Origin of the sequence: Simplicispira metamorpha (assembly GCF_004341365.1) — a bacterium.
In the GTDB taxonomy this organism is placed as follows: Bacteria; Pseudomonadota; Gammaproteobacteria; order Burkholderiales; family Burkholderiaceae_C; genus Simplicispira; species Simplicispira metamorpha.
This window is the reverse complement of the sequence record NZ_SLXH01000019.1, coordinates 23,852-37,732: the sequence shown is the minus strand read 5'-3', so window position 1 is coordinate 37,732 and position 13,881 is coordinate 23,852. Positions and strand designations below refer to the sequence as shown.

Here is a 13,881-nt window from a genome sequence, read left to right as displayed (position 1 = left end):
GCAACCGGCGGGAGGTGCATTGCAGGCCGGTGCGGGGCACGGCGGGCAAGCGGGGCAAAGCGCGGATTTTACCGGGCGAGGGCCAGCGCCAGCGGGGGGCGCTGCCAGCGCGCGCCGCCCCGGATTTACTCTTTTTTTGATAGCTGCTTGCGCGCTCTGCGCAAGGGCTGGAGGCTGATTTGGCTGTAAACGACGGCGTCTGCCGTCACGGCAGCAAGGCGCTGGCACCGGCGACGCTGTGCTCTTGCAAAAACGTCCACATGGCCTGGGCCGTGCCTTTGGCAGGCTCTTTGCCGGTGGGTTTTTCGCGGTACACGCGCACATCCATGGCCATCTCCAGGCCGTGCAGTTCGGGCGGGGCGGCGCGGGTCAAGGTACGTGCGCGCAGCTCTTTTTTGACGGCGCTGTAGGGCAGAAAGGCAATGCCGTGGCCTTCCAGCGCCATCGCCTTGAGGCCCTCGGCCATGTCGGTTTCATAAACGCGGTCGAGGTGGATGGGCGTGCTCGACTGCTTGAGGATCAGCTCGGTGACGCGGCCCAGGTAGGCCCCGGGCGCATAGCCCAGGTAGGGCAGCGGCTGCCCGGCACGCCCGGGCAGCGGGTACAGGGGCTGGCCCTGGGCATCGGCCTTGGCGTAGGGCGCCAGCACTTCCTGGCCCAGCACCACCATCTCGTAGCGGTTGGCATCGAGCTGAAAGGGCTGCGAGGCGTGGTGGTAGGTGATGAGCAGGTCGCAACTGCCTTCGACCAGGCGCATCACCGCGTCATGCACGTTGAGCGCAATCAACCGGCTCTTGAAAGGGCCGAACTGCTCGCGCAGGCTCGACACCCAGGCCGGAAAGAAGGTGAAGGCCAGCGTGTGCGGCACGGCAAACTCGATCATGTCCTGGCTGGACGTGCCGTGGGCGCGCAGCGTGGCGCGGGTGTTTTGCAGCGCCTGCAAAGTCTCCAGCGCCTGGTCGTACAGCGTTTTGCCCGCTGGCGTCAGGCGCGTGGGGTACGAGCTGCGGTCCACCAGATCGGTGCCCGCCCAGGCCTCCAGGGCCTGGATGCGGCGCGAGAACGCCGGTTGCGTGACGTGGCGCAGCTGCGCCGAACGGCTAAAACTGCGCGTTTCCGCCAGACTGACAAAGTCCTCAAGCCACTTGGTTTCCATGCGTGCATTATCGGCGCTGGCAAGGGGCCGCCCGGGCTGCGGCGCGCAACGCCTGCCAGAGCAGAACGCATAATGGCGCCCGCGTTCACAGCGCAACCCTGCTGACCCCATGGCGTACCACGCCAGCGCGTAGCAAACGGCCTGCCGCTTTGGCACCCTCCTGTCGCCCTGCCCCTGACGCTTCTCTCCCATGCCCCCCTCCCCAGAACCCGGGCCTTGCGCTGCCAACCCCGAACCCACCCTGCCCGCCAGCGATGAGCCGCGCTCGCTGCGCATTGAAGACTGGCTCACCGTGCTCGTGATGGCAGCGCTGGCCTTGATCACCTTTGCCAACGTGCTGGCACGCTACTTCACCGACAGCTCCCTTGCCTGGACAGAAGAAATCTCGGTGTTCCTGATGATCGTGCTGGCGCTGGTGGCGGGCTCGGCGGCTGTGGCGCGCGACCGCCACATCCGCATCGAGTTCTTTTCTGACAGCGGCTCGGGCGCACGCCGGCGTGCGCTGGCCCGTTTTGGCGCGCTGATGGTGGCGCTGCTGTTTGCCACCATTGCCGTGCTCAGTGTGCGCGTGGTCTGGGACGACTACCGTTTTGAAGAAACCTCGCCCGGCATTGGCGTGCCGCAGTGGTGGTACTCGGTGTGGCTGCCGGTGCTGTCGGCACTGATCACCTGGCGCGCCCTGGGCCTGTTCATCCGGCGCGGCAAACAGTCCGACGTGGACTTTCTGGAGCGCCAGCCATGATCGCTACGCTCTTGTTTGTTGCCTTTTTGCTGATGATGCTGGTGGGCGTGCCCATTGGCGCGGCGCTGGGTCTGGCGGGTGCTGCCGCGATTGCGCTGGCCAACCAGGATGCGCAGTGGTTCGGCCTGCTGGCCGTGCCGCAGAACTTTTACGCCGGTCTGGGCAAATACCCGCTGCTGGCCATTCCGATGTTTGTGCTGGTGGGCTCGATTTTTGACCGCTCGGGCGTGGCGCTGCGGCTGGTGAACTTTGCCGTCGCCATCGTCGGGCGTGGCCCCGGCATGTTGCCGCTGGTGGCCATTGCCGTGGCCATGTTTTTGGGCGGCATCTCGGGCTCGGGGCCGGCCAACGCCGCTGCCGTGGGCGGCGTGATGATTGCCGCCATGCACCGCGCGGGGTATCCGGGCAGTTTCTCGGCCAGCGTGGTGGGCGCCGCCGCCGCCACCGACATCCTGATTCCGCCCTCGGTGGCGTTCATCATTTACTCGGTGCTGGTGCCAGGCGCCTCGGTGCCAGCGCTGTTTGCCGCCGGGATGATTCCGGGCATTCTGGCGGGCATTGCGCTCATCGTTCCGGCCGTGTGGATGGCGCGCAAGCACAAGATGGGGGCGCTCGAAGCGTCCATGCCGCGCCCGCCGTTCTGGCGCAGCCTGCGCGAAGCGGCCTGGGGCCTGGCCGCGCCGGTGCTGATTCTGGGCGGCATGCGCGCGGGCTGGTTCACGCCCACCGAGGCTGCCGTGGTCGCCGTGTTCTACGGCCTGTTTGTGGGCATGGTCATCCACCGCACCATTGCCGTGCGCGATTTGTTCACCATCCTGCGCGAGTCGGGCGAGCTGTCGGCGGTGATTTTGATTGTGGTGTCGCTGGCCGGGATTTTTGCCTTCTCGCTGTCCACGCTGGGCGTGATCGACCCGGTGGCCAAAGCCATCGTCAACTCGGGGCTGGGCGAATACGGCGTGCTGGCGCTGCTCATCTTGCTGCTGGTCACGGTGGGCATGTTTTTGGACGGCATCTCCATCTTTTTGATCTTCGTGCCGCTGCTGCTGCCCATCATGGAGCACTACCGCTGGGACCCGGTGTGGTTTGGCGTCATCCTTACGCTCAAGGTGGCGCTGGGCCAGTTCACACCGCCGCTGGCCGTGAACCTGATGGTGTCGTGCCGCATTGCCGGGGTGCGCATGGAGTCCACCGTGCGCTGGGTCGGGCCCATGCTGCTGGCCATGTTCCTGGTGATGGTGCTGGTGATTGCCTTCCCGCCCCTGGCGCTGTGGCTGCCTGCCCGTCTCGGTTATTGAGAATATTGAATAAAAATGGGCTTCAAGGCCCGCCAGATAAGCGCTACTAGCTACTTTTTTCATAGCAAGGAGAACCCATGAAACTGCGTACTTTCCTGACCACCGCCGTGGCCGCTGCGGCCGCCCTGGCCTTTACCGCGCCTGCGGCCATCGCGCAGACCGCGTACAAGAGCGAGTACCGCATGTCGCTGGTGCTGGGCACGGCCTTTCCCTGGGGCAAGGGCGGTGAGCTGTGGGCCAACAAGGTGCGCGAACGCACCCAGGGCCGCATCAACATCAAGCTCTACCCCGGCGTCTCGCTGATCCAGGGCGACCAGACGCGCGAGTTCTCCGCGCTGCGCCAGGGCGTGATCGACATGGCCATTGGCTCGACCATCAACTGGTCGCCCCAGGTGAAGCAGCTGAACCTGTTCTCGCTGCCGTTTTTGATGCCCGACTACGCCGCCACCGATGCGCTCACGCAGGGCGAAGTGGGCAAGCGCCTGTTCCAGACGCTGGACAAAGCCGGTGTCATGCCGCTGGCCTGGGGCGAGAACGGCTACCGCGAAATCTCCAACTCCAAAAAGCCCATCAAGAGCCCCGCTGACCTCAAGGGCATGAAGATCCGCGTGGTCGGCTCGCCGCTGTTCCTCGACACGTTCACCGCCCTGGGCGCCAACCCCACGCAAATGAGCTGGGCCGATGCCCAGCCCGCCATGGCCAGCGGCGCCGTCGATGGGCAGGAAAACCCGCTGTCGGTGTTCATGGCCGCCAAGCTCTACACCGTGGCGCAAAAGCACCTGACGCTGTGGGGCTACATGAACGACCCGCTGGTGTTCGTGGTCAACAAGGACATCTGGAACAGCTGGACACCCGCCGACCGCGAAATCGTCAAGCAAGCAGCCATCGACGCGGGCAAAGAGCAGATCGCCATCGCCCGCAAAGGCGTGGTTGAGGCCGACAAGCCGCTGCTCAAGGAAATTGCCAGCCACGGCGTGACCGTGACCCAGCTCACCGCCGCCGAGCGCGACGCCTTCGTCAAGGCCACCCGCCCCGTGGTGGACAAGTGGAAGGGCCAGATCGGCGCCGACCTGGTGGACCTGGCTGAAAAGTCCATCGCTGCGCGCAAGCAGTAAGCCGCCAAGGCCCTGCTACCGGGCGCCGCGCTGCGGCCATGCCGCTCAGCCCAGGCTGGGCGGCTTTTTTTCGCCTACTGTCTGAGGGCCTGGGCCAGGCGCAGCATGGCCGTTTCAATGGCCTGCTCCGTCAGGCAGGCATAGCCCAGCAACCAGCCATACTGCTTCTGCGGCCCCAGATAGAGCCGGCTCAAGCCGGGCAACTGCACGCCCGCCGCCGCCGCCTGCCGAATGGTGGCCTCCTCAGACCAGCCTGGCTTCAGAAAGCACGGTATCTGCATACCGCCCGCTGGCCGCAGCGGCGCCACCACGGCGCCCAGATGCCGCTCGATGGCATCGAGCATGTAATCGCGCCGGCCCGCATAAAGCTTGCGCATGGCCCTGACATGGGCGTTGTAGTGCCCGTCTTCCATGAAACGTGCCAAGGTCAACTGCACGGCCTGGGGCGTATGGCCATCCAGGATGCTGCGCGCATGGGTGAATGCGCGCACCAGCTCCAGCGGAAGCGCCATGTACCCCATGCGCAGCCCAGGGTAGAGCGTTTTGCCGAAGGTGCCGATGTAGAGCGTTCTTTGGTACTTGTCCAGGCCTTGCACACACGCGGTAGGCAGACCGTCGTAGTGGAACTCGCTGTCGTAGTCGTCTTCGAGGATCCACTTGCCGTTGTCAGCCGCCCAGTGAATCAAGTCGAGCCGCCGCTCCAGCGACAAGGTGGCCCCCGTGGGGTATTGGTGCGAAGGTGTCACATAGACGCAACTGGCGCCACTGCGGTCGGCGCGCAACAGGTCAGTGCGTATGCCTTGGGCATCCACGTCCACCGGCACGACCTTGGCCTCGGCGGATTCAAATGCTTTTTTGGCGCCGAAGTAGCCGGGGTTCTCCAACAAAATTGGTTTGCCCGCGTCCACCAGCAACTGCGCACACAGAAACAAGGCCTGCCGGGTGCTGCTGAGCACCAGAATCTGTTCCGCCGACACCTGGGCGCCCCGCTCCAGGTTGAGGTAGGCGGCAATGGCCTCGCGCAAGGGCCTGGCGCCTTGCGGGTCGCCATGCAGCAGCACCTGGGTGCGGTGGTCTTTCAACACCTGGCGCTGCAAACGCTCCCAAACCTGTACGGGAAAGGTGCGGGTTTCGGGCAGGCCCGTGGCAAAGGCCTGGATCACCTGTTGATCGGCCACCCCGCCGCTGTCAAGCACCATCCGGCCCCGCCGGCTCAGACCAGCACCGGCCTGCGGGGTGCTGCGGGCGGGAGAGCGAAACCTCAGGCGCCGCCGCTCGGCGCCGCGCAGCTCGGTGCCCATGGTCTCGGGCACGTAGCTGCCAGAGCCTTTGCGCCGGACGACGAAACCATCGCGCTGGAGCTGCACATAGGCGTTCTCCACGGTGTCGCGGGCCACACCCAGCGACTGGGCCAGCGCGCGCGTGGCAGGCAGTTTGACACCCGGCCCCAGGGCCCCATCCAGTATCAGGGCGCGCAGGGCACGCTGAATGCGCTGGTGCAAGTCCAGGGGCTGCAGGTCGGCATCGCTGAGCCGCATTCTCAGTGTCTCCAGCTCAAAAACGCTTTTCATGTGGTCTGCTTTTTTTCTGCAAATTGGCCAATAACAGCAGTCCATTTTATGGCCGCACCTGGACTTTGCACCGTATTCATGGGCAGCGCCAGCCTCTGGTTTTGAGCAAAGTGGTCTGTACACCATTGCAAAATTGACATAGAAGAACAGTCCACTGCAACGGTATAAAACCACTTTTGATACCCGCGATTTCGCACTTCAGAGGGAGCCCCCAGGCCATGTCGTTTTCCAGCACACCACCACCCATTCAACTGCGCGATCTTGCCCACCCGGTGGTGGCGGGCTTGATTTCGGTCATCGTCAACTACGGCGGCACCTTCATTCTGGTCTTTCAGGCGGCCAAGGTGGCGGGCCTGAGCCCGGAGCTGACGGCCTCGTGGGTCTGGTCAATTTCGATTGGCGTGGGGGTGACGGGCCTATTGCTCAGTGCCATGGCCCGCGAGCCGATCATCACGGCCTGGTCCACGCCTGCGGCAGCGTTCCTGGTCACGGCGCTGGCCACCACGCCGTATGCCGAGGCGGTGGGTGCCTACCTGGTCTCTGGCGCGGCCTTTGTGCTGCTGGGCTTGTCAGGCTATTTCGAGAAACTTATCCGCCTGATTCCGCCAGGCGTGGCGGCCGGGCTGCTGGCGGGCATCTTGTTGCAGTTCGGCATTGGCGCCTTTGGCAGCGTGAGCATCGATCCGCTGTTGAGCAGCGTGCTGATCGTGGCCTATGTCGTGCTCAAGCGCTTTTGCGCACGCTACGCCGTGGTGGGCATTCTGGTGCTGGGGCTGGCGCTCCTGCTGGCACAAGAGCGCGTGGACCTGTCGGGCCTGCAATGGCAGTTGGCTGCGCCCGTGCTCACCCTGCCGGTGTTCTCGCTCAATGCCTTGCTGAGCGTGGCGCTGCCGCTGTTTCTGATCACGCTGACGGGCCAGTACATGCCCGGCATGCTGGTGCTGCGCAACGACGGGTTCAAGACCAGCGCCAACCCCATCGTCACCCTCACCGGGCTGGGCTCGTTGCTGATGGCACCGTTTGGCTCGCACGCCTTCAACATCGCGGCCATCACGGCGGCCATCTGTACGGGCAAGGAAGCGCACGAAGACCCCTCCAAGCGCTGGGTGGCAGGCATTGCGGCGGGTGTTTTCTACATCCTCGTGGGGGTGTTCGGGGTCACGTTGGCGGCGGTTTTCATGGCGTTTCCGGCCAGCTTCATCACCACGCTGGCAGGGCTGGCCTTGCTGGGCACCATTGGCACCAGCCTGGCCAGCGCAATGGCCGACCCCCGAACCCGTGAAGCAGGGCTGATCACTTTCCTGGCCGCTGCCGCCAACATCAAGCTGTGGGGCATTGGCGGGGCGTTCTGGGGGCTGGTGATCGGGCTGGTGGCTTACGCGGTGCTCCATGGCCAGTGGTCACGCAACCCATCGCGCTCTGCACCCGACCCCCTTGGCAGCAAGGCGGTGGCCAAATGACGCCATCCACCTCCGACGCCGATGCCACCGGGACAGCGCCCGGTTCGCACATCGGGCGCAGCCACTACCCCCAGGCCAGCACGCTGGAGGACTTGCAGCGCAACCTGGCCGCTGTGCAGGCGCGCATCACTGCGGCCTGCCAGCGCGTGGGGCGCGACCCCGCCAGCGTGCGCCTGCTGCCGGTGAGCAAAACCATGGACGAAGCACGCATTCGCCTCTCCTACGCAGCGGGCTGCCGCCAGTGGGGAGAAAACAAGGTGCAGGAAGCCCACCGCAAATGGCAAGCGATGGCCGATCTGGCAGATGTGCGCTGGTCGGTCATCGGCCACCTGCAAACCAACAAGGCCAAGCTGGTGGCGCGTTTTGCCACCGAATTTCAGGCGCTGGACAGCTTGCGCCTGGCCCAGGTGCTGGACCAGCACTTGCGCGCACAGGGGCGTGTGCTGGACGTGTTCGTGCAGGTCAACACCTCCGGCGAGGCCAGCAAATACGGCCTGCCACCACAGGACGTAGCGGCTTTTTTGCAGGCCTTGCCCGCCTTTCCCGCCTTGCGCGTGCGCGGGCTGATGACGCTGGCGCTGCTGTCGCCCGAGACAGCGCGGGTGCGCCAATGCTTTATCGGGCTGCGCACACTGCGCGACCAGCTTCGCGCCAGCGCCCCGGCAGGGCTGTGCCTGGATGGGCTGTCCATGGGCATGTCGGGCGACTTTGAGATCGCCATTGAAGAAGGCGCCACCGTGGTGCGCGTCGGCCAGGCCATTTTTGGCGCGCGCGCCTTGCCAGACAGCCATTACTGGCCCAACGAACCAGCAGAACCAGCACACCAGAATTGAGAACACCTCCATGCCAAACACCACTTCACATTTGATGCAGGCCTATGCCCGCCAGCCCGTGTCTTTCTGTCGCGGCAGCGGTGCCCGCCTGTGGGATACACAAGGCACCGAATACCTGGACGCCATCGCGGGCGTTGCCGTGACCAGCCTGGGCCATGCGCACCCCGAGATCACCGCCGCCATTACCGAGCAGGCGGGGCTGCTGCTGCATACCTCCAACCTGTTTCAGATCGACTGGCAAGAGCGCCTGGGAGAGCGACTGTGCGGGCTGTCGGGCATGCAGCGTGCGTTCTTCTGCAACTCGGGGGCCGAGGCCAACGAGACAGCGCTCAAGCTGGCGCGCCTGCACGGCCAGCGCAAACAGGTGGTCCAGCCGCAGGTGCTGGTGATGGACAACAGCTTTCATGGCCGCACCATCGCGACGCTGGCGGCCACCGGCAACCCGGCAGCGCACCGCGGGTTCGAGCCCTTGATGCCGGGCTTTGTGCGCGTGCCCTACAACGACATCGGCGCAGTGCGCCAGGCTGCGGCACAGGTGCCCGGCATCGTGGCCGTGCTGGTCGAGCCGGTGCAAGGCGAAGGCGGTGTGCGCCCTGCCAGCCCCGAGTACCTGCGCGCGCTGCGGGCCCTGTGCGACGAGCAAGGCTGGCTGCTGATGGTCGATGAAGTGCAAACCGGCATGGGCCGCACCGGCACCTGGTTTGGCTACCAGCACGCGGGCATTGCGCCCGATGTCATCACCCTGGCCAAAGCGCTGGGCAATGGCTTTCCGATAGGCGCCTGCCTGGCACGGGGCCAGGCGGCACAACTGTTCTCCCCCGGCCACCACGGCTGCACCTTCGGCGGCAATCCGCTGGCTTGCCGGATCGGTTGCACGGTGGTGGACGTGATGGAACGCGACAACATCCCCGAGCGCGCTGCCCAGCTGGGCCACCGGCTGCTGGCTGGCTTGCAACATGCGCTGCGCGACCACCCGCGCGTCGTGGCCATCCGGGGCCTGGGCCTGATGGTAGGCATCGAACTGGAATCAGACGCCAAAGCGCTGCTCGGGCGTGCGCTGGCGCAACAGCGCCTGCTCATCACGGTGACGCGGGACACCACCATCCGCTTGCTGCCACCGCTCATCTGCGATGGGGCTCAAATCGACGACATCGTGGCGCGTGTGGCGCGCCTGCTGAACGCCCCCACCGCACTGCCAGCGCACGGCGAACACGCCCGCAGGGGCCGCATCACATCCCCAGCGACTTGAGCAGCTCGTCGGTCTCACTCAGGGGCTGTGCGGCTGCGGGGGCGGGTGCAGCCGCCCCGGCGCCGTGTGCCTGGGCGATCAGCTCATCGGGGTTCGGCACGTCTTGGGGCTCGAAGTCGTAGAGCTTGATGAACTCGGTGCGGTCAATAGCCAGTTCCAGGTAGAAGATATGGTTGGCACCGGTGTAGAAAGTAACGCGCCGCGCCTCGGGCTGGTCCAGGTTGGCATCCACACTGAGCAGCACTTCCTTGTTCAGCGCCAGCATCTTGGGCTGGTTTTGCGTGATGTGCGTTTGCAGCTCGCGGCGCACCTTGCCGGTGAAGTCGCCCACCACCTGGTTCATCAGCTCGCCCATCACGTTGCTGACCTCGTCCGAGGTGAACGAGCTGGCCAGGTCGCTTTTGGACATGCCCATGTTGAGCATGTAGCTCTCGTAAATCTCCATGGCCGCCGCGCCCGAGAAGTTGATGATCACCAGCCCGGAAAAGCCGCCGTCAAACAGCACGAAGCAGCCAATATCGGGCTTGAGACAGGTTTTGCTGATGCGCTGCACCATGCCCGAGTAGCTGATCTGGGTCTGGGTGGCCACGTTCAGCACCCGGGTGACCGAGTTGCACAGGCTGACCAGCAGGTCTTCGGTGCCATAGACGACGGGATTTTTTTGCGTGCTCATATTGCGGGTGTGGTTACGCTGTGAATAGGGTGGTGTTTTGTATAACACAGGCGCGCGGCTGCTCCATAAAAGCCCGCCAGTCGCTCCTGATTCAGGAGCTGCAAGCGCACATCCCGCATGAAATTGCGCTTGTTTTATGCCTCAAAACCTTGCGCAGTGTGCGCAAGCAGCTACGTTTTCAGGAGCGCGCAGCCGCACCATGCCCGCTCCATGCCTACTTCAGGCCACCTCGCCGCTTTGCTGCAAGGCCCACATGCTGGCGTAGCGGCCGCCGCGCGCCAGCAGCTCGGCGTGGGTGCCGCGCTCGATGATGCAGCCCGCGTCCATCACCAGAATCTGGTGCGCCTCCACCACCGTGGACAGGCGGTGTGCAATCAGCAGCGTGGTTTTGTTCTGCGCGGCGCTGTGCAGCTCGGCCTGGATGGCGCGCTCGTTGGCTGAATCGAGGGCGCTGGTGGCCTCGTCAAAAATCAGGATGGGCGGGTTTTTCAAGAGCGTGCGGGCGATGGCCACGCGCTGCTTTTCGCCACCCGAGAGCTTCAGGCCGCGCTCGCCCACTTGTGTTGCGTAGCCCTTGGGCGTGGCGGCGATGAAGTCGTGGATGCGTGCGGCGCGGGCGGCGGCCTCGATCTCGGCCTGCGTGGCGCCCGTGCGGCCATAGGCGATGTTGTAGGCCACGGTGTCGTTGAACAGCACGGTGTCCTGCGGCACGATGCCAATCGCCCGGCGCACGCTGGCCTGCGTCACGCTGCGAATCTCCTGCCCGGCAATGGTGATGCGGCCCTGCTGGATGTCATAGAAGCGAAACAGCAGCCGCGCCAGCGTCGATTTGCCCGAGCCCGACGGCCCGACCACGGCCACGGTTTTACCGGCGGGAATGTCAAAGCTGATGCCTTTCAGAATGGGCCGCGCCGGGTCGTAGGCAAATTCGACGTTCTCAAAACGCACATCGGCGCGTTCCAGGCCAGTGAGCGGCTGCGCGCCGGGCGCATCGGCCACCTCGCGCTCTTTGTCCATCAGCGTGAACATCTTGTCCAGGTCGGTCAGGCTTTGCTTGATCTCGCGGTAGATCACGCCCAGGAAGTTCAGCGGAATGTAGAGCTGGATCATGAAGGCGTTGACCATGACCAGGTCGCCCAGCGTCATGCGGCCATCGACCACGCCCTGCGTGGCGCGCCACAGCATGGCCACCAGGCCGATGGCGATGATGAGCTGCTGGCCGGTGTTGAGCAGCGAGAGCGTGCTCTGCGCCTTCAGCCGCGCCGTGCGCAGGCGCTGCAAGCTCTCGTCGTAGCGGCCCGCTTCAAAGGCTTCGTTGTTGAAGTATTTGACGGTTTCGTAGTTCAGCAGCGAGTCCACCGCCTTGCTGTGCGCGGCCGAATCAAACTCGTTGGCCTGGCGGCGAAACTGCGTGCGCCACTCGGTCAGCACCACCGTGAAAGTGATGTAAAACGCCAGCGCCGCCAGCGTGATCCAGGCAAACCAGGCGTCGAACTTGACCGCCAGCACCGTCAGCACCATGGCCACTTCGATCAGCGTGGCACCGATGTTGAACAGCGTGAACGAGATCAAGGATTCGATGCCGCGCACGCCGCGCTCGATGTCGCGCGTCATGCCACCGGTCTGGCGCTCCAGATGAAAGCGCAGGGAGAGCGCGTGCAGGTGCTCAAAGGTTTGCAGCGCAATGGAGCGCGCCGCGCCCTGTGTGGCCTTGGAGAACACCAACTCGCGCAACTCGGTGAACAGCGAGGTCGACAGGCGCAGCAGGCCATAGGCCAGCAACAGGCCCACGGGCACGACCAACACGATGGCCGGGTCGCCCGGCTTGACGTCCATGGCATCGACCAGGTTTTTCAGCAGCACGGGCACGCCCACGTTGGTCACCTTGGCGCCCACCATGAAGACGATGGCCACGACGACGCGCCACTTGTACTGCCACAAATAGGGCAGCAGGCGCGAGAGGGTGGTCCAGTCGGAGCGCGGTTGCGCGGAGTTTTGAGGGGAAACGGGGGCAGAGGACTCGCCGTGGTGGCGCATGGGGGACAATTCCGAGGGTTGTTGTACCGAGATTGTGCCCATGCCCGACCTGCATCTTCTGCCCGCCCCTGCTTTGCCCAGCCACCACGAGCTGGTACTCAAGGTCATTCCCCTGCCCGGCGATTGCAACGCCAACGGCGATATTTTTGGCGGCTGGGTGATGGCGCAACTGGACTTGGCAGGCGCCGTGCTGCCCGCGCGCTACATCCAGGGCCGCATGGCCACCGTGGCAGTCAACGAGATCATCTTCAAACACCCCGTGCGTGTGGGCGATTTGCTGTCGTTCTTCTCGCACGTCACGCGCATCGGCAACACGTCGATCACGGTGGCGGTGGAAGCCTACGCCGAGCGCATGTCTGAGCAGGGCCGCTACATCAAGGTCACGGAGGCCATGCTGACCTTTGTGGCCATTGATGACGAGGGCAAACCGTGCCCGGTGCCCCGCCCCCCGGACTGCGCCCACTGAACGCACCGCCCCCAGGGTGGCGGCGCGCCGGTGGGGCAGATTCAGGCCACCAGTGGCAAGGGCTCTGCACGCACGCTGGCTGCCGGGCGCTGGCCGGCGCCCACGCCCACATCGATTTCTCCGGACAACTGCCCGCCCTCTTCAATCACCAGCTTGCCGTAGCGGATCTTGCCGCTGACTTTGCCGGTGCCAAAGATCAGCAGTTTCTCGCGCACCGTGAGCGTGCCGCTGAACTCGCCACGGATTTCAGCGATGTCGATTTCAGCGCTGCCGCGAAAAGCGCCCTGCTCGGCAATCTGGATCACGCGCGAGTTCATGGTGGCCTCTACCGTTCCCTCTACCACCAGGGTGTCGCAGTCGGTGATTTCTACGCCCTTGAGCTTGATCTTGGGGCCCACGGTGAGCTTGCTGCCCACGCTGGGTGCGCTGGCGTTGGCCACGGCACTGGACACCGCAGAGGCACTGGTGACAGCACTGCCCAGGCTGCCCGGCATCACCGTGGTGTGGCGGGGCTGGGGGGTTTCGGGTTCACGCTTGCCAAAGAAAGGATTCTGCACAGCCATCGGATCTCCTTGAAAAAAGGCCATCCTAGGAGGGGCAGCGCGCAAAAACCCGGTGCGTTACGCAAGACTGGTAAGCAAACGGTTCAGCCGTTGCATCCACTTGCAAGCCTTGCAGCAGCGCACAGCAGCGGACTGCGCAGCAGCCCGCGTGGCCGCGGCCAGAGCGCATCAGCGCCCTCAAGAAACGATGTAAGCCGCCGAGCCTGCCGACATGAGCTGCCCGTCAGGGCCCAGGAACTCCATGCGCGTGCTGGCCACGCGCGAGCCCAGGCGCAGCACCTCAGCGCGCAGCTCGAAATGGCTGCCGATACCAGGGCGCAGGTAGTCCACACGCAAATCAATGGTGCCCAGCTTGGCAAAGCGGTGCAGGCGCTGGGCGGGGGGCTCGTCCATGTGGCGCGCGCCAATGGCCGCCATCACGGCCATGGCGCCTGTGGCATCCAGCCCGGCACTGATGACGCCGCCGTGCACGCGGTTGTAGGCATAGTGGCCGACCAGATCGGGTTTCATGTCGATGCGCGCCACCACCTGCTGGGGCCGCAAAGTGGTGATCTTCAGGCCCAGCACCTGGTTGAACACAATTTTTTCCTCAAAAATTTCTTTGAGGCCCTCGATAAACTCTGGCTCGAACTCCAGGGGAAGTTTTGCGTTTTTCGTCATGTGTCTGATTGTGACGCACTGCGGCGTACCGCCCACGCACAGCCCAACACCTACAATTCTT

General features: G+C 64.8%; 13 protein-coding genes. 7 read left to right on the top strand and 6 right to left on the bottom strand.

Annotation, left to right across the window (positions count from 1 at the left end; genetic code table 11):
• Positions 1-205: 205 nt before the first annotated feature.
• Entirely contained in the window at positions 206-1,156 is a 951-nt protein-coding gene (locus EV674_RS11130; protein WP_119012678.1) for a LysR substrate-binding domain-containing protein, read from the bottom strand.
• A gap of 190 nt (positions 1,157-1,346) precedes the next feature.
• Between EV674_RS11130 and EV674_RS11125 the strand changes: the two genes are divergently transcribed.
• The 3 genes from EV674_RS11125 (at position 1,347) to EV674_RS11115 (ending at position 4,308) form a co-directional block, all read left to right on the top strand.
• The gene (locus EV674_RS11125; protein WP_119012679.1) at positions 1,347-1,898 is read left to right on the top strand and encodes a TRAP transporter small permease; all 552 of its coding nucleotides are present in this window, start codon (positions 1,347-1,349) and stop codon (positions 1,896-1,898) included.
• Positions 1,895-3,193 carry a TRAP transporter large permease gene (locus EV674_RS11120; RefSeq protein WP_119012680.1) on the top strand — a complete coding sequence of 433 codons (1,299 nt, stop codon included), beginning with the start codon at positions 1,895-1,897 and terminating at the stop codon, positions 3,191-3,193. The genes EV674_RS11125 and EV674_RS11120 overlap by 4 nt, the downstream gene beginning before the upstream one ends.
• Positions 3,194-3,270: 77 nt before the next feature.
• Positions 3,271-4,308, top strand: coding sequence for a DctP family TRAP transporter solute-binding subunit (locus EV674_RS11115; RefSeq protein WP_119012681.1), 1,038 nt, complete (start codon positions 3,271-3,273; stop codon positions 4,306-4,308).
• 74 nt (positions 4,309-4,382) lie between these two features.
• Here the strand turns inward: EV674_RS11115 and pdxR are convergent, their stop codons facing one another.
• The gene (pdxR, locus tag EV674_RS11110) at positions 4,383-5,879 is read right to left on the bottom strand and encodes a MocR-like pyridoxine biosynthesis transcription factor PdxR (protein WP_119012682.1); all 1,497 of its coding nucleotides are present in this window, start codon (positions 5,877-5,879) and stop codon (positions 4,383-4,385) included.
• A gap of 218 nt (positions 5,880-6,097) precedes the next feature.
• Here pdxR and EV674_RS11105 point away from each other — a divergent pair, with 218 nt between their 5' ends.
• From EV674_RS11105 to EV674_RS11095, 3 genes are read left to right on the top strand one after another with little or no spacing between them, the layout of a single operon-like run.
• A complete protein-coding gene (locus EV674_RS11105; protein ID WP_119012683.1) occupies positions 6,098-7,339 on the top strand; it encodes a benzoate/H(+) symporter BenE family transporter in 1,242 nt (413 codons plus the stop codon).
• On the top strand, positions 7,336-8,172 hold the full coding sequence (locus tag EV674_RS11100; RefSeq protein WP_119012684.1) for a YggS family pyridoxal phosphate-dependent enzyme: 837 nt from the start codon (positions 7,336-7,338) through the stop codon (positions 8,170-8,172). The genes EV674_RS11105 and EV674_RS11100 overlap by 4 nt, the downstream gene beginning before the upstream one ends.
• 10 nt (positions 8,173-8,182) lie before the next feature.
• On the top strand, positions 8,183-9,421 hold the full coding sequence (locus tag EV674_RS11095) for an aspartate aminotransferase family protein (protein ID WP_119012685.1): 1,239 nt from the start codon (positions 8,183-8,185) through the stop codon (positions 9,419-9,421).
• Here the strand turns inward: EV674_RS11095 and EV674_RS11090 are convergent.
• Together EV674_RS11090 and EV674_RS11085 are read right to left on the bottom strand one after the other, a co-directional pair.
• Entirely contained in the window at positions 9,402-10,094 is a 693-nt protein-coding gene (locus tag EV674_RS11090; protein ID WP_119012686.1) for a DUF3334 family protein, read from the bottom strand. The genes EV674_RS11095 and EV674_RS11090 overlap by 20 nt on opposite strands.
• 219 nt (positions 10,095-10,313) lie before the next feature.
• The gene (locus EV674_RS11085) at positions 10,314-12,131 is read right to left on the bottom strand and encodes an ABCB family ABC transporter ATP-binding protein/permease (protein ID WP_119012687.1); all 1,818 of its coding nucleotides are present in this window, start codon (positions 12,129-12,131) and stop codon (positions 10,314-10,316) included.
• Positions 12,132-12,171: 40 nt separating this feature from the next.
• On the opposite strand from EV674_RS11085, the gene EV674_RS11080 reads away from it, so the two are divergent.
• The gene (locus EV674_RS11080) at positions 12,172-12,597 is read left to right on the top strand and encodes an acyl-CoA thioesterase (RefSeq protein ID WP_119012688.1); all 426 of its coding nucleotides are present in this window, start codon (positions 12,172-12,174) and stop codon (positions 12,595-12,597) included.
• Positions 12,598-12,638: 41 nt separating this feature from the next.
• Here the strand turns inward: EV674_RS11080 and EV674_RS11075 are convergent, their stop codons facing one another.
• Together EV674_RS11075 and EV674_RS11070 are read right to left on the bottom strand one after the other, a co-directional pair.
• Positions 12,639-13,160, bottom strand: a complete 522-nt coding sequence (locus tag EV674_RS11075) for a bactofilin family protein (protein WP_119012689.1) — start codon at positions 13,158-13,160, stop codon at positions 12,639-12,641.
• A 177-nt stretch (positions 13,161-13,337) separates the two neighbouring features.
• A complete protein-coding gene (locus EV674_RS11070) occupies positions 13,338-13,820 on the bottom strand; it encodes a thioesterase family protein (RefSeq protein ID WP_119012690.1) in 483 nt (160 codons plus the stop codon).
• Positions 13,821-13,881 lie beyond the last annotated feature (61 nt).

What these genes read in the sequence shown, in the direction of transcription:
- EV674_RS11130 (WP_119012678.1), bottom strand. Translation starts at nt 1,156, where the DNA reads ATGGAAACCAAGTGGCTTGAGGACTTTGTCAGTCTGGCGGAAACGCGC.
- EV674_RS11125 (WP_119012679.1), top strand. Translation starts at nt 1,347, where the DNA reads ATGCCCCCCTCCCCAGAACCCGGGCCTTGCGCTGCCAACCCCGAACCC.
- EV674_RS11120 (WP_119012680.1), top strand. Translation starts at nt 1,895, where the DNA reads ATGATCGCTACGCTCTTGTTTGTTGCCTTTTTGCTGATGATGCTGGTG.
- EV674_RS11115 (WP_119012681.1), top strand. Translation starts at nt 3,271, where the DNA reads ATGAAACTGCGTACTTTCCTGACCACCGCCGTGGCCGCTGCGGCCGCC.
- pdxR (WP_119012682.1), bottom strand. Translation starts at nt 5,879, where the DNA reads ATGAAAAGCGTTTTTGAGCTGGAGACACTGAGAATGCGGCTCAGCGAT.
- EV674_RS11105 (WP_119012683.1), top strand. Translation starts at nt 6,098, where the DNA reads ATGTCGTTTTCCAGCACACCACCACCCATTCAACTGCGCGATCTTGCC.
- EV674_RS11100 (WP_119012684.1), top strand. Translation starts at nt 7,336, where the DNA reads ATGACGCCATCCACCTCCGACGCCGATGCCACCGGGACAGCGCCCGGT.
- EV674_RS11095 (WP_119012685.1), top strand. Translation starts at nt 8,183, where the DNA reads ATGCCAAACACCACTTCACATTTGATGCAGGCCTATGCCCGCCAGCCC.
- EV674_RS11090 (WP_119012686.1), bottom strand. Translation starts at nt 10,094, where the DNA reads ATGAGCACGCAAAAAAATCCCGTCGTCTATGGCACCGAAGACCTGCTG.
- EV674_RS11085 (WP_119012687.1), bottom strand. Translation starts at nt 12,131, where the DNA reads ATGCGCCACCACGGCGAGTCCTCTGCCCCCGTTTCCCCTCAAAACTCC.
- EV674_RS11080 (WP_119012688.1), top strand. Translation starts at nt 12,172, where the DNA reads ATGCCCGACCTGCATCTTCTGCCCGCCCCTGCTTTGCCCAGCCACCAC.
- EV674_RS11075 (WP_119012689.1), bottom strand. Translation starts at nt 13,160, where the DNA reads ATGGCTGTGCAGAATCCTTTCTTTGGCAAGCGTGAACCCGAAACCCCC.
- EV674_RS11070 (WP_119012690.1), bottom strand. Translation starts at nt 13,820, where the DNA reads ATGACGAAAAACGCAAAACTTCCCCTGGAGTTCGAGCCAGAGTTTATC.